Origin of the sequence: Micromonospora sp. HUAS YX12 (assembly GCF_040215685.1) — a bacterium.
Lineage (GTDB): Bacteria > Actinomycetota > Actinomycetes > Mycobacteriales > Micromonosporaceae > Micromonospora > Micromonospora tulbaghiae.
The window spans coordinates 3,941,729-3,962,930 of the sequence record NZ_CP157974.1 but is presented as its reverse complement, the minus strand read 5'-3'; the positions used below and the strand labels follow the sequence as shown (position 1 = coordinate 3,962,930).

Sequence of the window (21,202 nt, the reverse complement as noted above, 5' to 3'; positions counted from 1 at the left end):
CGTATGTCGCGAGCCACCGATAGTGCGGGGCGGGCGCTGCTGGCCGTGGGCGGCCTCGTACGCCGGGCCGAGGTCTCCGCCGACGGCCGGACATTGCACCAGATCGGCGGCCGGGAGGCGGACGCCTTCTACCGGGACCGCTGGTCCTACGACAAGGTGGTGCGCTCCACGCACGGGGTGAACTGCACCGGCTCGTGCTCCTGGAAGGTGTACGTCAAGGACGGCATCATCACCTGGGAGCAGCAGCAGACCGACTACCCGAGCGTCGGACCGGACCGGCCGGAGTACGAGCCTCGGGGCTGCCCCCGGGGTGCCGCCTTCTCCTGGTACACCTACTCCCCCACCCGGGTGCGCTACCCGTACGCGCGGGGCGTGCTGGTGGAGATGTACCGGGAGGCCAGGGGCCGCCTCGGTGATCCGGTTGCCGCGTGGGCGGACATCCAGGCCGACCCGGAACGACGCCGCCGCTACCAGAAGGCCCGCGGCAAGGGCGGCCTGGTGCGGATCACCTGGGACGAGGCGCAGGAGATGGTCGCCGCCGCGCACGTGCACGCGATCGCCGAGTACGGCCCGGACCGGGTCGCCGGCTTCTCCCCCATCCCGGCCATGTCGATGGTGTCGCACGCCGTCGGCGCCCGGTTCCTGTCCCTGCTCGGCGGCTCGATGCTGTCGTTCTACGACTGGTACGCCGACCTGCCGGTGGCCTCCCCGCAGGTCTTCGGCGACCAGACCGACGTGCCCGAGTCCGGGGACTGGTGGGACGCCTCCTACTTCGTCATGTGGGGCTCCAACGTCCCGGTGACCCGCACGCCGGACGCACACTGGATGGCCGAGGCGCGCTACCGGGGGCAGAAGGTCGTGGTGGTCAGCCCCGACTTCGCCGACAACGTCAAGTTCGCCGACGAGTGGATGCCCGCCCAGCCGGGCACCGACGGCGCCCTGGCGATGGCGATGGGGCACGTCATCCTCAAGGAGTTCTTCGTCGACCGGCGCACCCCACGCTTCGTCGACTACGTCCGCAGGTTCACCGACCTGCCGTTCCTGGTCACCCTGGAGCCGGGTGCCGACGGGGCGTACCGGCCGGGCAAGTTCCTCACCGCCGACGACCTGGGCGAGACGGACAAGGAGGCGGCCTTCCGGACGGTGCTCTGGGACTCGGCCACCGACGCTCCCGCCGTGCCGCGGGGCAGCCTCGGCCACCGTTGGGGCGAGCAGCAGGGCCAGTGGAACCTGGACCTGGGCGACCTGGAGCCGGCGCTGACCTGCCTCGGGGCGGGCGACGCGGTGGAGGTGGAGCTGCCTCGGTTCGACACCGACACCCCGCAGGCGCTGCGCCGGGGCGTGCCGACCCGCACGGTGCGGGGCCAGTTGGTGACCAGCGTCTTCGACCTGGTGCTGGCCCAGTACGGGGTGGGCCGCGACGGCCTGCCGGGCCAGTGGCCGACCGGGTACGACGACGTCGAGGCGCCGTACACGCCGGCATGGCAGGAGCCGGTCACCGGGGTGCCGGCGGCGCAGGTGGCCCGGGTCGCGCGGGAGTTCGCCGACAACGCGGACCGCTCCGGCGGACGGTCGATGATCCTGCTCGGCGCCGGCACGAACCACTGGTTCCACTCCGACGCCACCTACCGGGCGATCCTGGCGCTGGTCACCCTCACCGGCTGCCAGGGGGTCAACGGCGGCGGCTGGGCGCACTACGTGGGGCAGGAGAAGTGCCGCCCGACGACCGGCTGGGCGCAGCTCGCGTTCGGCCTGGACTGGGTCCGCCCGCCCCGGCAGATGATCGGCACCGCCTTCTGGTACGTGCACACCGACCAGTGGCGCTACGACACCTACTCCGCCGACGTGGTCTCCTCCCCCACCGGCACCGGCGCGTTCGCCGGCAAGCACACCATGGACCTGCTGGCCCAGTCGGCCCGCTCGGGGTGGATGCCGTCGATGCCCACCTTCGACCGCAGCCCGCTCGACCTGGCCGACGAGGCCCTCGCCGCCCGGCCGGACGACCCGACGGGCTGGGTGGCCGAGCGGCTCGGCGAGGGCGACGTGAAGTTCGCCTGCACCGACCCGGACGCGCCGGAGAACTGGCCACGGGTGCTGACCGTCTGGCGGGCCAACCTGCTCGGCTCGTCGGCCAAGGGCAACGAGTACTTCCTGCGGCACCTGCTCGGCACCGACGCGAACCTGCGCGCCGAGGAGGCGCCGGAGGAGTTGCGGCCCAAGGACGTGACCTGGCGGGAGGAGGCCCCGGAGGGCAAGCTCGACCTGCTGCTGAGCCTGGACTTCCGGATGACCTCCACGACGCTCTTCTCCGACATCGTGCTGCCCGCCGCCACCTGGTACGAGAAGCACGACCTGAGCAGTACCGACATGCACCCGTTCGTGCACGCCTTCACCCCGGCGATCAACCCGCCGTGGCAGACCCGGACCGACTTCGACGCCTTCCACGGCATCGCGAAGGCGTTCTCCACGCTCGCCGGGCCGCGGCTGGGCGTACGCAAGGACCTGGTCGCGGCGCCGCTGCTGCACGACACCCCGGACGCGATGGCGACCCCGCACGGCCGGGTCCGCGACTGGGCGGCGACCAGGGAGACCCCGGTGCCGGGCCGGACCATGCCGAAACTGGTGGTGGTCGAGAGGGACTACGGCGCGATCGCCGACAAGATGGCCGCGCTCGGGCCGCTGATGGACACCCTCGGCACCACCGGCAAGGGCTTCTCGGTCGACGTGCGGCCGGAGGTCGAGTATCTGCGCCACAAGAACGGTGAGGTGCGCGGCGGCGCCGCGGACGGGCGGCCGTCGCTGGCGAAGGACACGCACGCCTGCGAGGCGATCCTGGCGCTGTCGGGCACCACCAACGGGCGGGTCGCCACCGCGGGCTTCCGGGACGTGGAGAAGCGCACCGGGGTACGCCTGGCGGACCTGGCGGCCGAGCACGAGGGCAAGCAGATCACCTTCGCCGACACCCAGTCCCGCCCGGTGCCGGTGATCACCAGCCCGGAGTGGTCGGGCAGCGAGCACGGCGGCCGCCGCTACTCCCCGTTCACCATCAACACCGAGCGGCTCAAGCCCTGGCACACGCTCACCGGCCGGCAGCACTTCTTCCTCGACCACGACTGGATGCACGAGGCCGGCGAGGCGCTGCCGATCTACCGGCCGCCGTTGGACATGCACAAGCTCTTCGGCGAACCGCGACTCGGCCGCAACGGGGAGCTGGAGATCACCGTCCGCTACCTCACCCCGCACTCGAAATGGTCCATCCACTCCGAGTACCAGGACAACCTGATCATGCTCACGCTGTCCCGGGGCGGACCGACGATGTGGATGAGCGAGGCCGACGCGGCGAAGATCGGCGTCCGGGACAACGAGTGGATCGAGGCGGTCAACCGCAACGGCGTGGTGGTCTGCCGGGCCGTGGTGACGCACAAGATGCCCGAGGGCACGGTCTACATGTACCACGCCCAGGAACGGGTGATCGACGTGCCCAAGTCGGAGACCAACGGCCGGCGCGGCGGCATCCACAACTCGCTGACCCGGCTGCTGGTCAAGCCCACCCACCTCATCGGCGGGTACGCGCAGCTGTCCTTCGCGTTCAACTACCTCGGCCCGACCGGCAACCAACGCGACGAGGTCACCGTGATCCGCCGCCGCTCCCAGGAGGTGCAGTACTGATGCGGGTCATGGCACAGATGGCGATGGTGATGAACCTCGACAAGTGCATCGGCTGCCACACCTGCTCGGTCACCTGCAAGCAGGCGTGGACCAACCGCTCCGGCGTCGAGTACGTCTGGTTCAACAACGTGGAGACCCGCCCCGGGCAGGGCTACCCGCGCACCTACGAGAACCAGGAGCGCTGGCAGGGCGGCTGGGTGCGGACCCGCTCCGGCAAGCTCAAGCCACGCTCCGGTGGCCGGGTGAAGAAGATGTTCAGCATCTTCGCCAACCCGAAGCTGCCATCCATGCAGGACTACTACGAGCCGTGGACGTACGACTACGAGCACCTGATCAACGCGCCGGCCGGCGAGGACACCCCGGTGGCCCGGCCGAAGTCGCTGCTCACCGGCCAGGATACGAAGATCACCTGGAGCGCCAACTGGGACGACTCGCTCGCCGGCGGCAACGAGATCGCCGCCGGTGACCCGGTGCTGGCGAAGGTCTCCGGCCAGGTGAAGCAGGAGTTCGAGAAGACCTTCATGTTCTTCCTGCCGCGCATCTGCGAGCACTGCCTCAACCCGTCCTGCGCGGCCTCCTGCCCGTCGGGGGCGATCTACAAGCGGGCCGAGGACGGCATCGTGCTGGTCGACCAGGACCGCTGCCGGGGCTGGCGGATGTGCGTGACCGGCTGCCCCTACAAGAAGGTCTACTTCAACCACCGCACCGGCAAGGCCGAGAAGTGCACCTTCTGCTTCCCGCGCATCGAGATCGGCCAGCCCACCATCTGCTCCGAGACCTGCGTGGGGCGGCTGCGCTACCTCGGGCTGATGCTCTACGACGCCGACCGCGTCGCCGAGGCCGCCGCCATCGCCGACGAACACGACCTGTACGACGCGCAGCGGTCGGTCTTCCTCGACCCGCACGACCCGGCCGTGGTCGCCGCCGCCCGCGAGGTCGGCATCCCGGACGACTGGATCGACGCCGCGCAGCGCTCGCCGATCTGGGACCTGATCATGCGCTACGAGGTGGCGCTGCCGCTGCACCCGGAGTACCGGACCATGCCGATGGTCTGGTACATCCCGCCGCTGTCGCCGGTGGCCGACGCGCTGCGCGAGACCGGCCACGACGCGGAGGAGGCCGGCAACCTCTTCGGGGCCATCGACGCGCTGCGCATCCCGGTGGAGTACCTCGCCGAGCTCTTCACCGCCGGCGACCCGGAGCCGGTGCGCGGGGTGCTGAACCGGCTCGCCGCGATGCGCGCCTACCAGCGCCGGATCAACCTGGGCGAGGAGCGCGACGAGTCCATCGCCGCCGCGGTCGGCATGACCGGCGCGGAGATGGACGAGATGTACCGGCTGCTCGCCATCGCCAAGTACGAGCAGCGGTACGTCATCCCCGCCGCGCACGCCGAGGACGCGCACCGGCTGGAGAAGATCGCCACCGAGTGCAGCCTCGATTACGAGGGCGGCCCCGGGATGGGCGGCGGCGGCCCGTACGGCCAGGGGCCCTTCGGGGAGTCCTCCGGCACGCCGATGCCGGTCCAGGTGGAGACCTTCCACATGCTGCGCGACCGGCAGACCGCGGAGGGCTTCACCGATCCGGGCGACGAACCCCGCCGGGTCAACCTGCTCAACTGGGACGGCAAGGGCAGCCCGAAGGGTCTCTTCCCGCCCCGCAGCCACGAATCCGCACCCGTCGACGGAGGTAACCGGTGAGCCAGCCGACCTGGCGGGCGGTGGCCGCCCGCGCGGCGTCCCTGCTGCTGCGCTATCCCGAAGAGGAGGTCCTCGCCGCGCTGCCCACCGTGCGGGCCGCGCTCGACGGCCTGCCGGCCGAGGTCGCCCGGCCGCTGCGCGAGGTGGTCGCCCACCGGGAAGCCGACGCGCCGGTCGACCTGCGGACCGCCTACGTGGAGGTGTTCGACTTCCGGCGCCGCTGCTGCCTGCACCTGACCTACTACACCTGCGGCGACACCCGTCGCCGGGGTGAGGCGCTGGTCGACTTCGCCGCCGCGTACAAGGCGGCCGGACTGACCGTCGTCGACGGCGAGCTGCCCGACTTCCTGCCCGCTGTCCTCGACCTGGCCGCCGCCGACGACGACGGGTGGCGGCTGCTGCGGGAGAACCGCGTCGGCCTCGACCTGCTGGTCGAGGCGCTGGCGCGGGAGAAGTCGGTGTACCGGCAGGCCGTCGCCGCCGTCCGGGAGATGCTGCCGCCCGCCCAGCCCGGGGACATCGCCGCCGCCGCCCGGCTGGCCCGCATCGGGCCGCCGGTGGAGCAGGTCGGACTCGAACCATTCGGACTGGTCGACACGACTGGAGGACGCCGATGAACATCCTGCTGTGGGTGGTGTACCCGTACCTGTCGATCGCGATCCTCGTCGGCGGCCTGATCTGGCGCCACCGCTACGACAAGTTCGGCTGGACGACCCGATCCTCCCAGCTCTACGAGAGCAGCATCCTGCGGTGGGGCAGCCCACTGTTCCACTTCGGAGTACTGATGGTCCTGATCGGACACATCGGTGGCCTGTTGGTCCCGAAGTCCTGGACCGAGGCGGTCGGCGTCACCGAGCACACCTACCACCTCATGGCCGTGTTCATCGGCACGGTAGCCGGCTTCTGCACCCTGATCGGGCTGGGCATCCTGATCGCCCGCCGCCGGTTGACCGGGCCGGTCTTCGCCGCCACCACCCGCAACGACAAGGCGATGTACGTGGTGCTGGCGGGGGTGATCGTGCTGGGCCTCTGGGCCACGGTGCGGGCCAACGTCGCCGGCCCCGGCTACGACTACCGGGAGACCATCTCCCCGTGGTTCCGGTCGCTGTTCTACCTCCGCCCGGATCCGGGGATCATGGCCGACGTCCCGGTGGGCTTCCAGATCCACATCCTGGCCGCCTTCGCGCTCTTCGCGTTCTGGCCGTTCACCCGCCTCGTCCATGCGTTCAGCGCCCCGGTCGGCTACGCCACCCGACCCTACGTCGTCTATCGCAGCCGCGACGACCGGCCCGGACTGCGGCCGACCCGCCCCGGATGGGAGGGGCCGCCCCGGCTGCCCACCCCGCGCGGCGGTCGGACCCGCTCGCGCCGGTGACCACCGCCGCCTCGACCGCCCGGAGACCGCCACCGGCTGCCTCCGGCGAACGGGCAGCCCGACGTCCCGGCAGGGAGGAACCACCGGTGACCATCGCACCGCACCACACCGACAGTCACCATTCGTCCCGACCCGCGACGGAGTGGGCCGCGGCGCGGGCGCTGGCCCACCGGCTCCCCGCTCCCCTGCCCGCGGAGTCGGTACCGCTGGCCTCCGCCGCCGGCCGGACCCTCGCGGCGCCACTGGTCGCGGCGGTCCCGGTGCCCGGGTTCGACAACTCCGCGATGGACGGATACGCGGTGCGCGGTCCGGGCCCGTGGCGGGTGGCCGGCCGGATCCTGGCCGGTCGCACCCACGCCGTCGCGCCCCTGGTCGAGGGGACCGCCGTAGAGGTGGCCACCGGCGCTCCCGTCCCGGCCCGGGCGGACCGGGTCGTGCCCTACGAGATCGCCGACCGGATCGGTGACGTCCTGCGGGCGGTGCCGGGCGACCGTCGGCACATCCGGAGCGCGGGCGAGTACGCCGCCCGCGGTCAGGAACTGGTGCCGACGGGTTCGCCGGTCACGCCGGCGGTGCTGGGGCTGGCCGCGAGCGTCGGCCTCGACCACCTCACCGTCCGGGCCCGACCCCGGGCCCGCCTGGTGATCAGCGGCGACGAGGTGATCCACGCCGGCCGTCCCCCGTGGGGCAGGGTCCGGGACGCGATCGGCCCGATGCTGACCCCGCTGCTGTCCGCCTGGGGAGCGGACCTCCTGGGTCCTCGGATGGTCGGCGACCAGCCCGACTGGTTCGCCGAGGCGATCGCGGACAGCACGCGAGAAGCAGACGTGACGGTCGTCTGCGGGGCGTCCTCCGTCGGCCCGGCGGACGGGCTGCACGCGTCGCTGCGGCACCTCGGGGCCGTGGCGCACGTGGACGGGGTGCGGTGCCGGCCCGGGCACCCACAGGTCCTGGCCCAGGCCGGGGCCCAGTGGATCGTCGGCCTGCCGGGCAACCCGTACGCGGCGCTGGTCGCCGCGCTCACCCTGATCGACCCGCTGCTCACCGGGCTGGCCGGACGGCCGCCGGCCGATCTGGACACCGCCGTCCTCACCGATCCGTTGCGCCTCGACGAGCGGAACACCCGGATCGTGCCGGTCCGGCGCGGCGCGCGGGGCGTGCGGCTGGTCGACGGGGCGCACCCGGGATACCTGGGCGCGGCGGCGGACGCCGACGCGCTGGCCGTGGTGCCGCCCGGTTGGCGTCCCGGCACCCCGGTCGGTCTGCTCACCCTGCCGTGACAGGTGGGGACGTCCTCCTGGCCGGGTCTTCCGGCCCTGCCGGGGTGGGTTGGCTCGAGCGAGGCTCGTACCGGTGAAGCGGACCGCCGCATTCCCCTTTGACGCCGCGACAGCAGCACGACAATCCTGACGGAGTTGAACGATGACCAGCATCCGTGACCAAGCCGGGTCCACCGCCCCGGTCGGGCGTCCCGAGGCCACCTCCGGCGCCGCCCTCCAGCTAGCCATGGCCACCCTCGGCTTCCTGGTGAACTTCTGGGCATGGGCCCTGCTCGGTCCGCTGGGCCCCGGCATCAAGGAACGGCTGGGGCTCGGCTTCGCCGCGCAGTCCCTGCTCGTCGCGGTGCCGGTGATCGTGGGCTCGCTGGGCCGCATCCCGGTCGGCGCGCTCACCGACCGGTACGGGGCCCGGGTAGTCTTCCCGCTGGTCACCGTCGTCACCATCGTGCCGGTGCTGACCCTCACCACGGTCTCCTCCTACCCGGCGCTGATCGTGACCGGCTTCTTCCTCGGCATCGGCGGCACCGCCTTCGCCGTCGGCGTCCCGCTGGTGTCCGGCTGGTATCCGCCGGCCCGGCGCGGCTTCGCCATCGGCGTGTTCGGTGTCGGCATGGGTGGCACCGCGATCGCCAACTTCACCACCGTCCGGCTGGCCGACACCTACGGGGAGCGGGCCCCGTTCCTGCTGGTCGCGGCGATCCTGGCGGCGTACGCGGTGCTGTCGTTCTTGCTGCTGCGCGACGCGCCGGGCCCGGCCCGGCCCACCGGGTCGGCCTGGCAGCGGCTCGCCGGCGTCGCCCGGCTGACCGTCACCTGGCAGCTGTGCTTCCTGTACGCGGTCGGGTTCGGCGGGTTCGTGGCCTTCAGCGTGTACCTGCCGGCGTACCTGCGCACCGCCTACGGGCTCGACGCCGCGGACGGTGCGCTGCGGACCGCCGGGTTCGTCGTGCTCGCCGTGCTGGCCCGCCCGGCGGGCGGCTGGCTCTCCGACCGGCTGCACCCCGTGCCGGTGCTGGTGTGGTGCTTCGCCGGGGTGGCCGGGTTCGCCGTCGTGCAGGCCTTCCAGCCGGCCCTGATGCCGGTCGCCACGGTCGCGCTGCTCGGCATGGCGGTGCTGCTCGGCGCAGCCAGCGGCGCGGTGTTCGCCTTGGTCGGCAAGGTCGCCCCCGCCGACCAGGTGGGCGCGGTCACCGGGCTGGTCGGGGCCGCCGGCGGGCTCGGCGGGTTCGTGCCACCTCTGGTCATGGGCTGGGTGTACGGGTCGCAGGGCTCCTACGCCATCGGGCTGATGCTGCTCTCCGACGTGGCGCTGGCCGCCGCGGTGTTCACCGCGGTAAAGATGGGAGGCCTGGCCCGCCTCGCCGGTTGACGGTCTCGGTGCGGGCTGACCGGTGCCGGGTCTGGCCACTGACCGCTTCGTCAGGGCCGGGTCCGTCGAATGAACGGTGTGACCCGGGTCGTCGACGACGTGGCCATGGCCCACACCGGCATCATGCGCTGCAACCCCACGACAAGAGGGTGGTCTCCAAGGACATCACCCACGAACCACTCATCGACGACGCGACCTTCGAGCAGGCCCAAGCCCTCCTGCACAGCAGGGCCGGGAAACCGGTGGACAACACGTGCGGCAGCGCACCCGCAACCCGTACGTCTCTCGCGGCCTCATCTACTGCGCCGCCTGCGACCGTCGCATGCAGGGCCAGTACAACCACGGCGACGCCTACTACCGCTGCCGCTTCCCGCAGGAGTACGCCCTCGCCAACCAGATCCCCCATCCCCGCAACGTGTACCTGCGCGAGGACGCGCTCACCGACCCGCTCGACTCCTGGCTGGCCTCCGCCTTCGCGCCCCACCGCATCGCGCAGACGATCACCGCGATGGCCGACGCCCAACCCCTGGACCATCCGCCTACAACGGGCACCGCAGCCCAAGCGATCATCACCAAGTGCGACGCCAAGCTTGAGCGCTACCGCGCCGCCCTCGACGCCGGCGCTGACCCAGCAGTGGTCACCGACTGGATCGCCCAAACCCAGGCCGAACGCACCCGCGCGGAAGCCGAACTTCGGGCCATCGCGGGAGCCACCCCGCGCCGGCTGAGCCGAGCAGAGATCACGGCCCTGGTGAACGCGCTCGGCGACATCACCACCGTGCTCCGCGACGCCGACCCCGCCGACAAACCCGAGGTCTACCGGCAACTCGGACTCCGGCTGAACTACCAGCCGGAAACGCAAACGGTGCGCGCTGAAGTAGATCTCAACGCGCACCGTGGGGTAATGGTTCGTGTCCGAGGGGGGATTCGTACACAAATTCACGGCACCCATGCTCAGCATGGGTGCTCATGCCGTAATCCTATAGCAGTCAACGGGCACTGTGGAGAAGCAGCCGCTGGCCGGGGTGGTCATCATCGCTGCTCGCTGCGGCCCTCACCCCGGTCGGCCCGCCGCGAGCGGCGTGAGGGCTGCCGCGAGGTGCACTACTCGAGCAGGTCTCGGATGTCGGCGGCGGTCAGCTGCGCGGAGGCGAAATCACCGCCGTCGAGGACGCTTCCGAACAGTTCGGCCTTGCGGGCCTTGAGCGCCATCACTTTCTCCTCGATCGTGTCCTTGGCGACTAGGCGGTACACCATCACGTTGCGGGTCTGCCCGATGCGGTGCACGCGGTCCACGGCCTGCGCCTCGGTGGCGGGGTTCCACCAGGGGTCGAGCAGGATGCAGTAGTCGGCCTCGGTCAGGTTCAGCCCGAAACCGCCGGCCTTGAGGCTGATTAGGAACACCGGTGCCGTACCGTTCTTGAACTCGGCGAGCACTGTCGCCCGGTCGCGGGTGGCGCCGTCGAGGTAGCAGCAGCGGATGCCCGCTGCTTCCATCCGCTGCCTGGCGGCGTCCAGGAAGCGGGTGAACTGGCTGAACACCAGAGTCCGGTGGCCTTCGGCGACGAGATCGCTGACCTGCTCGGCCAGCACGTCCAGTTTTGTTGATGGCACAGCACGGTGTTTCGGGTCGACCAGGGTGACGTCGAGGCTGGCCTGCCGCAGCAGGGTCAGTGACCGGAAGATCTCGAACCGGTGCTGCTGCAGGTCGCCGAGCAGGCCGAGCACCTTCTGCCGCTCCCGCTGCAGGTAGGTCTGGTACACCTTGCGATGTTTCGGGTTGAGGTCCAGCTCGATGACCTGTTCCTGCTTGTCCGGCAGGTCGGCGGCCACGTCGGGTTTGCGGCGGCGCAGCATCAGCGGCCGGATCCGCCGTCGTAGCTGGGCGAGCCGTTCGGGGTCGTGGGCCTTCTCGATCGGGTTGCGGTAGTGATCAGTGAACCGGTCCGCGCGGGGGAACAGGCCAGGCGCGGTGATGGACAGCAGCGACCACAGTTCGAGGAGGTTGTTCTCCATCGGCGTGCCAGTGATGGCGAGCTTGAACGGTGCCGGGAGTTGCTTCGCGCAGCGGTATCCCTGGGAGTGGGGGTTCTTAACGAACTGGGCCTCGTCGAGGATCAGCCCGGCCCAGTCGAGGGCCTCGTAGTCTTCGAACTCGAGTCGGAACAGGGTGTAGGAGGTGACCACCAGATCCGCACCGCGCACCGCGTCGGCGAGGGTCGCGTTGCGACGCGCGCGGGTCTGGGTGATGGTGGCGACCACGAGGTCTGGTGCGAACCGGCTCGCTTCGCTCGCCCAGTTGTGCACGACGCTGGCAGGGGCGACCACCAGGAACGGCGCCCGTGGACCGCCGGTCGCCCGGACGTGACAGATCAGGGCCAATGCCTGCAGGGTCTTGCCCAGGCCCATGTCGTCGGCGAGGACCCCGCCGAGTCGGTGCTCGTGCAGGGCGGCCAGCCACCGGAACCCGTCCTGCTGGTACGGCCGTAGCGTGGCCTTCAGCCCCGATGGGATCGGATGTTCGACGCGGTTGCCCGCGTCGGACAGTGAGCGCACCGCCTCCTGCCAGGCGGCTGCCTGGCCGGTGACCTCGCCGAGCTCGGCCAACTCCTGCCACAGCCCGGCCTGGAAGCGCCCGACCCGCAGCACCCCGGGCGGCGGGTCGTCCAGGGCGCGGGACTCGGCGATCAGGTCGCGCAGTTGGCGGAACTCGGCACGGTCGAGGCTGAAGTACGTGCCGGTGGGCAGGATGAGGTACTGCTGATCTGCGGCGAGCGCGACGAAGAGCTCGTCGAACGGCACCTGCTCACCGCCGACCGTCACCTGTACCGACAGGTCGTACCAGTCCGGCTGCCCGCTGGTGTCTGCGCTGGCGAACGTGATGACCGGGGCCTGCAGCGTCTCCTGGTAGGCGGGGCCCGCGTCGTCGAGCTGCGTGACGATATCGACTCCGTCGATGTCGGTCAGCGGGGGCAGGATGTCGTTCAGGAACCGGATCATCGCGTCGCCGGCCACGTCGGCGGTGGCCGCCAGCTGAGGCCCCGCAGGCGTTGACTCCAGCAGGCCCAGCGCCGGGTCGGCGACCATTTCGGTCACCCGCCGCACCACCTTCTGCCGGTCGGCGGCGTGGGCGACGGGTGCGGGCGCCCACAGCGGCTCCCGATGATGGCGGTCACCGACCGGCAGCACCCACTCCCATCTCAGCGAGAGCCGATGCCCGGCCATGCGGTTCACCGTCAACGTCAACGCAGCCGCCCCGAGATCGGGCAACCGCACCGACGGATCCACCGCGGCCACTTCCGCCTGCCGTAGCAGACTCGGATAGTACTGCTGAAAGAACCGTGCCTCGTCGTCGGCGGGAACCTGGATCGCCGGCTTTGTTAGCATGGCGATGAAGCCCGGCTCCAGCGGCCGCGCCAGCGGCGCGAGCCGCAGCACCCTGTCCCTTGGCCGCGGGGCATCCTGGCCCCGCACGCCCCACCAGGCGACGCCGTGGACCGGCTGGCCCACCAGCAGGGACGAATTCGGGGCGACCAGCATGCCGTCGGCCAGCAAGGTTGGTACGAGTAGCAGGCCGTCACTGGTCCGGTCGACCCGTATTGACACCCGCGCCGGTTCCCGGTACACGACGACAGGCCCGGCGGTCTTTCCGGCCTGCATCATCGGCAACCCGGTCTCCTGAGCCTCGCTGAGCAGGTCCCAGATCCGCCGGCTCGCGAACGCGTCGAGGTAGATCGTCTGCTGGTAGCCGCTGTAGTAGTGCCGGTCCTCGGCTGCCGTGGACAGCGCCAGGATCTCCTTGAGGAGCTGCCAGTGCTGCTGCACCCGCCTCGGCTGCCCGTACCAGGCGTAGCTGAGATTCGACCAGTTAATCCCCGACCGCACCCACCCGCTGCGACCTGGCACCACAGGGCGCAGGGCGATCCGCCACGAGGATACCGCGCCGGCCTGCCCGGCAGCCGCGACGAGATCGAACTGCAGCCCGACGCCGGCCCGGTCCGACTTCGGATCGGCGGAAGGCTCGGGCGCCGTACCGACCAGCGGGGACAGCGCGGTCTCCCACGCCGGCGGTGGCGCCACGGCCCGCGGGCGGGGCACACCTCGGGCCGACAGGACGGCGAGGATCAACGCTGCCGGATGGGCGCAGCCCGGATCGTCACCGCACCTACACGATCCCTGCACCGCCGTGATGTCGCCACTCGGATCGGTGGACGTGATGGCGGTCACCGTGCCAGACGGGTCGCCACGGAGCCGGGCATGAGCGTGCCCGGCCTGCGGATCCCACTGCACGTCGACCAGCTCGCCGCGATTGAGGTGGGCCCGCGCCTGGACGAACAACCGTGTACCCACCGCCACGCGCACGGACTCCTCGTCCTCGGTCAGCAGCAGCCGTGCCAAGGTCACCTCCACACATCTGGCCCGGGCAGCCGCGAGCGTATCCTTCCGCAAGGTGAGCAGTGCCCAGCGCCACCCGGTCCGTCCGCCACGTCGGCTCGGGCACCAACGGGCCGCAGCCCGGGATGGCCGACCGGAGGCTGCCGACGGCCAGCGCGAGAAGTCGAACCCGCGCGGGCGGCAGTCCGGTCCCCGGGTAAGCGGTCATCTGGCAGGCGCCCGGCCGCCCGTGTGGTGATCGGCAGTCGGGCAGTTCGTCCTTGGCGATGACCGTCAGGCCGCAGGCCGAGCCCGGGAGATCAGATGGCCGGCAGGTCGATGTCGTGCCAGCCGGCGACGCCGCTCACACGTACGATCGGGGCAGGAGGTAGAGACATGGCCAGCGGCAATGGTGCACCGCCTGGGTCGCGGTATGTGGACCAGCGGCATTTCGTGGTCGCCGCCTCCCTGTCCGACCTGCGCGGTCCGGTTCGCGGTGTGGTGACGCTCGATCGGTGGCTGGACTGGTCCGGCGACAGCACCTATGACCTGGACGACGCCGGTGATCTGCAGCTGATGTACCAGACGGTGCTGAACCAGGCGAATTCGGTCGACGACTTGCGCCGATGGTTGCACGGCCCGACTTTGCGCCGTTTGTGGCCCACCTTGTGGCTCCCGGCCCGGCTGCGGGCGTTGTGGCAGGCACGCTTTCCCGAGCTGACCACGCCGCCGCAGACGCTGGCCGGGTAGAAGTGGATCAAGTTCACCTTCGCTTGGCCGAGATCGGGCTGCGGGTCGCTGCCCGCTACGGGTTCGCGTTGGCCGGTGGCTACGCCGTACAGGCCCACGGCATCCTCGACCGCCCGAGCGAGGACATCGACCTGTTCACGGCGTGGGAGCGTCGTGGCGAGTTCGCCGCAGCAGTGGACGCGGTAGTCGACGGCTACCGCGCCGGCGGGTATTCCGTCGAGGTGACGCAGCAGTTCGACACCTTCGCCCGGCTCGCGGTCACCGATCCCGCTCAACCTGGGCACCCGTACAAGGTCGAACTGGCGGCCAACTGGCGTGCGTTGCCGCCGGTGATGATGGACGTCGGGCCGGTGCTGCACGCCGACGACGTCGTCGCGGGCAAGATGTCCGCCCTGTACACGCGCGCCGAGCCCCGAGACTTCCTGGACATCGACGCGGCCCTCATGACCGGCCGCTACACCCGGACACGGCTGTGCGAGCTGGCCGAACAATCCGACGCGGGATTCGACCGGCGCATCCTGGCGGACCTGTTCGGCATGCTGGAGCGCTACCCGGACCGACGTTTCGCCGCCTACGGCGCCCACCCCGCCCACATCAGCGAGATGCGCAAACGCTTCGCACAGTGGCGCGAAGAACTCACCGCCGACCTGCCCTAGGTCCTCGCGGGCGTCCTGGTGTGATGTACCCGGTGAGCGCAGGGAACGAGAATGAGCTGACTGTGCTGGTGGACCGGTTGCGGCGGGATCGCCGTCGTGACCCGTACGCGGGCCGGCAGGCCTACTCGCAGGCGGCGCGTGAGGTCGCGGACCGCTGCGCCCGGCTGATCGACACGGGTGACGCGGCGGTCGCGGTGCCGATGCTGCGCAAGGCAGTCGATCGGATGACGACCGCCTTGATGTACATGGACAGCTCCTCCGGAGTCCTCGGCAACGACCTCGCCTATCTGATGGAGCTCTACGCCCGGGCGTGCCGGGCCGCACCGCCACGACCCGCTGGCCTGGCCGCGTGGCTGGTCCGGCTCGTCTGCGACGGCCCTGGCTGGCCAGACGTGATCCTGCGCGAGTGGGTGCCGGCTCTCGGGGCGAAAGGCCTGGCCGAGGTGACGCGCTTGGTCGAGCAGCGTGCCGCGATTGCGGATCCGGACAACTGGCACCAGCAGTGGGCGGTACGGCACCTACGCGAGCAGCTCGCCGAGGTCTCCGGCGACGTGGACCGGTACGTGGCCGTGCTGGCCGAGCACCTGGTAAGCGCCGACCAGTACGAGCGCGTCGTACGGGTGCTGGCCGAGGCGGGACGACCCGCCGACGCAATCGACTGGGCTCGACGCGGACTCGCCGAACACCCCAGCGGCCACCAATCCGCGCGGCTGCGTGACCTGCTGGTGGGGTTGCTGATCGAGACCGGCGAACCGCGCGCCGCGGTGGCCGAGCGTCGGGCTGCGTTCGACAAGCAGCCGACCATCGACAACCTCCGGCCACTGCTGGCGACGGTGGCCGAGACCGACCGCGACGAAACCCAGACCGAGTGGGCGCTGACCGTGGTACGCGACCGCGTCGCCCAGCAGCCCGGCTACCTGCCCCATCTGATCGACGCGCTGCACCATACCGGCCGTGACGATGAGGCCTGGCACACCGGGCTCGCACGCCTGGACGAGTTGCCCACCCGGCAACGCGTCGAACTCCTGCACCGTCGGCAACAGGGCCATCCGGCCGACGTGCGCGAGCCCTACCGGGCACTCGTCAACGCCCACCTGTCGGACTCACATGACAAGCGCCGCTACGACACAGCCATCACGCTGCTCCGCCATCTGCGTGACGCGTACGCGGCCACCGGCGAGACCGACCAGTTCGCCAGGTATCTGGATGAGTTGCGTGGACAGCACCGGCGCCGGCCGTCGTTCCTGGCCAAGCTCGACGTCGCCCGCCTCCACCCTGGCCGGTAGAGTGCCCGCCCGTGGCAGTTCGCATCGACATCGACGCGTCCCGGGAATCCGTCCCCAGCTCGGTGGACGAGTCCGCGGCACGGCTGCTGAGTAACGGCAGCGTCGGCGAACTCGAACCGGCCGGCGGCGGCGTCCAAGCCGTCGTCCACAGCCACGACGGCGTCTTCCAACCCTGAATCGGCATCGTCGGCGGCCTCTTCACCACCGACTGCGACTGCGGAACCTTCGGCGACGATTTCTGCGCCCACGCGGTCGCCGCCGCACTCACCGCATTCCACGCCGGCACCGCCTTCTCGGGCGCGGCGACCCCACCTGGCGCCGCCCCTGGTGAACCCGAACACGCTCACTATCTCGAAGCCGTGCGGCGGCTCTTCCCTCGGCAACTGGCAAACCTCGTCGTGGAACACGCCCTGCGGCACCGCCTCTTCGCCACCCAGCTACTCGGCGAAGCCGGTCTCCTCGACATCACCGACCACACCGGCCTACACGAAGCCCGCGCCGCCATCCGCGACGCCGCTAGTGTGACCACCGGCAGCAGGTGGCAGATCTCCGACGTCGAAGCCGCCGGCCATCAGCTGGCCGCCGAAATTGAGATTCTCTGCGCCCGGCCCGCCACCACCGCCATGCTCGATCTCGTCGAAGAAGCCATCCTCGTCTGGGACGACCTCTCCGGACACCTCCGCGACGCCTATCGCATCACCCGCACCGAACCCGAGGAAATCACCGAGCCACTCTTCAACGCCCGCCATGACCTGTGCGAACGCCTCGACCTCGACGCGGAGGAGATCGGCCATCGATTGACACGGCTCATCGAACGCTGCCACCACGACACCATCGACATCGACACCTATACCGACCTCCTCGGCGAACACGCCAGGACGATCACCCGCCCCAACCACTGGTAACGGCAACCGCTCTCACACCCGGCACGCCACAGCTGCAGCCCGAGTACAGCTGTCGCATCGGGATGCCGGGCACCGTCACCGGCGCTGACCAACACCCTCCAGGTCTGTCACGCGCATCTGCCGCCGCTCCCACCGCGCGACCACCGACCGTTAGCCGGCCTCCATTTGAAGGGCCCGCTGCACGGTTGAGCCAACGGATGGTGCGAGTGGCCGAGTCCCCCAAACCATCGCATCGCTACTCATAGATATCGAGGTGGATGGCTGTAGCACCCTGGGTGCGGGAAGGGTACTGATGCAATACGCACCGGAACTCGACGGCCCCGACCAGCTCGGCATCTGGGCACGGCAGCCGAACCAGCGAGGCCGCCAGCGGGCGCGACGCCCGACAACATCACCTCCACCGTGCATCCGTTTCGCCTTCTATGGTCGGATGTCCACGGTCGACTTCCAGGACCGGGCGTCGTCGTGTCGGTGGCAGCGCAACTATGCCGAGGACCTGGTCGCCGGTCATGGTCGGATAGTGGTCGAGTTCTTCGACGAGGGTGTCTCCCGCAGGGTGGCGTGGCCGGACCGGCCGCAGGCGGCACGGCTACTCGCCGCCCTGGCGGACCCGGCGCGTGGGTTTGACGCGATCGTCGTGGGCGAGTACGAACGTGCCTTCCACGGCCAGCAGCTCGAACAGTTGACCCCCACCTTGCTCAGGCATGGTGTGCAGCTGTGGCTTCCGGAGACCTATGGCCCGGTGGACTTCGACAGCTCGCGACAGCTGGCGTTGCTGGACCTACTGGGCGTGCACTCCCAGCGGGAGGTGGCCCGGGCCCGGCACCGCACTACCGCGGCCATGCGCGCCCAAGCCGAACTCCAAGGCCGGCACCTCGGCGGCCGGCCACCCTACGGCTACCGGTTGGTCGACGCCGGACCTCATCCGAACCGCGCCCACGCCTCCTGGGGACGCCGTCTGCACCGCCTGGAACCCGACCCGGCCACCGCACCCTGGGTGAGGTGGATCTTCGAGCAGCGGCTCGCCGGTCGCAGCGTGGCCAGCATCGCCCGCAAACTCAACGACAACGGTGTGCCGTGCCCGTCCGGCGCCGCCCCGGCACGTAACCGGCACCGCAGCGGCCAACGCTGGATGCTGACCACCGTCGCGGCGATCCTGGCCAACCCCCGCTACACCGGCCGCCAGGTGTGGAACCGGCAACGCACCGACCACGACGACCTCACACCCGACGGGACCGTCGCGCGGCACCGCGACGTCCAGCGCTGGAACGCCGCCCCGCACTGGGTCATCTCCCGCCAGATCGCCCACCCACCGCTGGTCACCGAGGAACAGTTCGTCGCAGCTCAGGCCATCCACACCGCACCCACTCCAGCCGATGGCGCTCCTCGCCACTACCTCCTGGCCGGCCTCGTATGCTGCGCCATCTGCGGGCGCACCATGGACTCCCACTGGGTCCACGGCCGTCCCGGCTACCGATGCCGCCACGGCCACACCAGCAGCCGCACCACGGCCTCTCCCCGAACGAAGACCCTCTACATCCGGGAAGACCACCTCCTCGACCGCATCCGACACGACCGCCGGCTGCACCGCCACCACCCCGCGCTGCGCAGCCCCGACCCGGACAAGGTCGCCACCCACCTCCGCACCAACAACATGATCATCGTGGGCGACCACCACACCTGGACCATCGACGCCGAGACCGCGATCTACCCGCTCAACCCGCAGGGAAGCGGCCTCGCCGCCACAGCAAAAATCCCCGTCCAACGGGACGGGGATCACGCAAAACACGAAGAAAAATCACGCTTCGTGTGGAAATAACGTGTCCGACTATGTAGCATCCGTTATACAAACGGGTGCCCATGCGTTAAGTCTAGCACTTCACGATGCGTAACACTACAGGCATGAGCTGCCGCGTGTGGCAATTTGAGAACCAATTCAATCCGCCTGCGCCTGCCTGCGCCGAAGACAGCGCAGCCGTCAATCCGGCCGCGGAGAAGGGGACTCTGACAGGCAGAGTCTGCACTGAAGTGGGTGCCTGACGAGTTGTAGATCTTGGCCAGCCCGTTGATTCCGCCGCCGCCTCGACGTCCGCAGGGCGGGGGTACACCCCCGATCGAGGCGCGGGCTGTGTTCGCCGCGATCGTGTACGTGCTGACCACTGGCTGCGCCTGGCGGCACCTGCCAGCTGGGTTCGGAGTCTCCAAGGCCACCGCGCACCGCCGGTTCGTCGCCTGGCCCCGGGCCGGGCTGTGGCGCAGGCTGCACGTCGCCGCCCTGGACCAGATCGACGCCAAGGGGTTGATCGACTGGGCCCGGGCCACCGCCGACGCGGCCCGGGCGAAAAGGGGAGCGACCTGACCGGACCGAGCCCGGTCGACCGAGGCAAGCCCGGCAGCAAGATCCACGTCCTGTCCGATCGCAACGGCTTGCCTCTGTCCGTCGGCGTGTCCGCCGCGAACACCCACGACAGCCGCTGCCTGGAGTCCCTGGTCCAGGCCATCCCCGCCATCCGCTCCCGACGCGGACCCCGCCGCCGGCGCCCCGACAAGCTGCACGGCGACAAGGGCTACGACTACCCCCACCTGCGCCGCATGCTCCGTGCCCGCGGCATCCGGCCCCGCATCGCCCGTCGCGGCATAGAGTCGCCGAACCGGCTTGGGCGGCGCCGCTGGGTGATCGAGAGGACGTTCGCCTGGTTCACCGGCTACCGCCGGCTGACCATCCGCTACGAACGCTCAGCCAGCCTCTACTGCGCGTTCGTCATCCTCGCCGCCGCCCTCACCTGCCACAAGCGCTACCTCAAACTCACCACCTGAGATACGCTCTAACGCGTTATATTCCAAGAAGTTGTGTCTGCCGCCGCATCTCGTATGGAGGTAAGATCTTGGGCTTCCAAGTCATCGGGATTTCACGCCAGTTAGGGACCCGTTGTTGATGCAGGTCCGCCTCGCATCGGCCCCCGCACCTGGCCGGCCGGAGAACGAGGACCAAGCATTTCATTCAGGAACGATGGTCGGCGTGCTCGACGGCGTAACAAGCCCCGAGGGCATCGGAACGGGTTGCCGACACAGTCCGTCATGGTATGTCCGCCGGTTGTCGGCTCGCCTCTCAGAGGTCGCTCTCCAAGACACCCCGCCTTCTCTCAGCGAGTGCCTGGCAAAAGCGATTGACATGGTGCGTGATGATCACGGCGGCCATTGCGACCTTGCCAACCCGGCGACTCCAGCAGCAACCGTATGCATCGTTCGGTCAACTGGCAGTCATCTGGAATATCTGATTCTCTCCGACACGACGCTGGTGGTGGAACGGAGCGACGAAGTTCTGGCAGTCACAGATCTCAGATTCTCAACCGCCATCGCCGAGCTTGATCGACTCCGACCGGTGCCGCAAGCACCTGCGGGTACCCCGGATTTTGAAGCTTGGCGACACGATTACTTCGAACACAAGTACCAGCTCACGAATACTGCTGGCGGATATTGGGTGGCTAATAGCGTCTGTGACGCCGCATACCAAGCGGTGACCGGCAATTATCCAATCCACGGCATAAATGGCCTCCGGCGCGCAGCCCTGCTAACCGATGGGGCCTCATGTCTTGTCGATCTCTACGGCCTGATGGACTGGCCCAACCTACTTAACATCATATCTCAGCAGGGGCCAGACGAACTTATCCGCCGAGTCCGACAAGCCGAAGAGGCACGCCACAACCGTGATGGTGTTCTCCGGCGGTGGAAGCGCCAGGACGACGCCACCGCTGTCCTGTGCACCTTCGCGGATCGCCCTTGAGGCTAATCCGTTAGCACCACACGTCCTTTAGTCGCCAAATTCTTCAGGCTGAGCCAG

General features: G+C 70.0%; 14 protein-coding genes and 3 pseudogenes. 16 read left to right on the top strand and 1 reads right to left on the bottom strand.

Going from position 1 to position 21,202, the window contains the following annotated elements; all coding sequences use genetic code 11:
• Positions 1 to 3: 3 nt before the first annotated feature.
• The 7 genes and pseudogenes from ABIH81_RS19160 to ABIH81_RS19130 all read left to right on the top strand — a co-directional run.
• Complete coding sequence (locus ABIH81_RS19160) at positions 4 to 3,669, top strand: nitrate reductase subunit alpha (protein WP_349876262.1); 3,666 nt, start codon at positions 4 to 6, stop codon at positions 3,667 to 3,669.
• A complete protein-coding gene (narH, locus tag ABIH81_RS19155) occupies positions 3,669 to 5,366 on the top strand; it encodes a nitrate reductase subunit beta (protein WP_064447298.1) in 1,698 nt (565 codons plus the stop codon). The genes ABIH81_RS19160 and narH overlap by 1 nt, the downstream gene beginning before the upstream one ends.
• Entirely contained in the window at positions 5,363 to 5,983 is a 621-nt protein-coding gene (gene narJ, locus ABIH81_RS19150) for a nitrate reductase molybdenum cofactor assembly chaperone (RefSeq protein WP_064447297.1), read from the top strand. Before narH ends, narJ begins: the two co-directional genes overlap by 4 nt.
• On the top strand, positions 5,980 to 6,741 hold the full coding sequence (gene narI / locus ABIH81_RS19145) for a respiratory nitrate reductase subunit gamma (protein ID WP_135240896.1): 762 nt from the start codon (positions 5,980 to 5,982) through the stop codon (positions 6,739 to 6,741). The genes narJ and narI overlap by 4 nt, the downstream gene beginning before the upstream one ends.
• Positions 6,742 to 6,827: 86 nt before the next feature.
• Positions 6,828 to 8,021 (top strand): molybdopterin molybdotransferase MoeA, encoded by a 1,194-nt coding sequence (locus ABIH81_RS19140; RefSeq protein ID WP_349876260.1) that lies wholly within the window; start codon positions 6,828 to 6,830, stop codon positions 8,019 to 8,021.
• Positions 8,022 to 8,247: 226 nt separating this feature from the next.
• Complete coding sequence (locus ABIH81_RS19135) at positions 8,248 to 9,390, top strand: MFS transporter (protein WP_349881155.1); 1,143 nt, start codon at positions 8,248 to 8,250, stop codon at positions 9,388 to 9,390.
• A gap of 322 nt (positions 9,391 to 9,712) precedes the next feature.
• Positions 9,713 to 9,766 (top strand): annotated as a pseudogene (locus ABIH81_RS19130) (hypothetical protein); the annotation flags it as partial.
• 728 nt (positions 9,767 to 10,494) lie between these two features.
• Here ABIH81_RS19130 and ABIH81_RS19125 read toward each other — a convergent pair.
• Complete coding sequence (locus tag ABIH81_RS19125; protein ID WP_349876259.1) at positions 10,495 to 13,788, bottom strand: DEAD/DEAH box helicase; 3,294 nt, start codon at positions 13,786 to 13,788, stop codon at positions 10,495 to 10,497.
• Positions 13,789 to 14,160: 372 nt separating this feature from the next.
• Between ABIH81_RS19125 and ABIH81_RS19120 the strand changes: the two genes are divergently transcribed.
• From ABIH81_RS19120 to ABIH81_RS19080, 9 genes and pseudogenes are all read left to right on the top strand, one after another.
• Complete coding sequence (locus ABIH81_RS19120) at positions 14,161 to 14,514, top strand: hypothetical protein (protein WP_349876257.1); 354 nt, start codon at positions 14,161 to 14,163, stop codon at positions 14,512 to 14,514.
• A 2-nt stretch (positions 14,515 to 14,516) separates the two neighbouring features.
• Positions 14,517 to 15,170, top strand: a complete 654-nt coding sequence (locus ABIH81_RS19115) for a nucleotidyl transferase AbiEii/AbiGii toxin family protein (RefSeq protein WP_349876256.1) — start codon at positions 14,517 to 14,519, stop codon at positions 15,168 to 15,170.
• A 32-nt stretch (positions 15,171 to 15,202) separates the two neighbouring features.
• Positions 15,203 to 16,456, top strand: a complete 1,254-nt coding sequence (locus ABIH81_RS19110; protein WP_349876254.1) for a DUF6880 family protein — start codon at positions 15,203 to 15,205, stop codon at positions 16,454 to 16,456.
• A gap of 11 nt (positions 16,457 to 16,467) precedes the next feature.
• Positions 16,468 to 16,632, top strand: coding sequence for a hypothetical protein (locus ABIH81_RS19105; protein WP_349876253.1), 165 nt, complete (start codon positions 16,468 to 16,470; stop codon positions 16,630 to 16,632).
• Positions 16,633 to 16,692 (top strand): annotated as a pseudogene (locus ABIH81_RS19100) (hypothetical protein); the annotation flags it as partial. It abuts the gene before it with no gap.
• A gap of 123 nt (positions 16,693 to 16,815) precedes the next feature.
• Positions 16,816 to 17,361, top strand: a complete 546-nt coding sequence (locus tag ABIH81_RS19095) for a hypothetical protein (protein WP_349876252.1) — start codon at positions 16,816 to 16,818, stop codon at positions 17,359 to 17,361.
• A 430-nt stretch (positions 17,362 to 17,791) separates the two neighbouring features.
• Complete coding sequence (locus tag ABIH81_RS19090; RefSeq protein ID WP_349876251.1) at positions 17,792 to 19,180, top strand: recombinase family protein; 1,389 nt, start codon at positions 17,792 to 17,794, stop codon at positions 19,178 to 19,180.
• 231 nt (positions 19,181 to 19,411) lie between these two features.
• Positions 19,412 to 20,178, top strand: a pseudogene (locus tag ABIH81_RS19085) (IS5 family transposase).
• A 193-nt stretch (positions 20,179 to 20,371) separates the two neighbouring features.
• The gene (locus ABIH81_RS19080) at positions 20,372 to 21,145 is read left to right on the top strand and encodes a hypothetical protein (RefSeq protein WP_349876250.1); all 774 of its coding nucleotides are present in this window, start codon (positions 20,372 to 20,374) and stop codon (positions 21,143 to 21,145) included.
• Positions 21,146 to 21,202 lie beyond the last annotated feature (57 nt).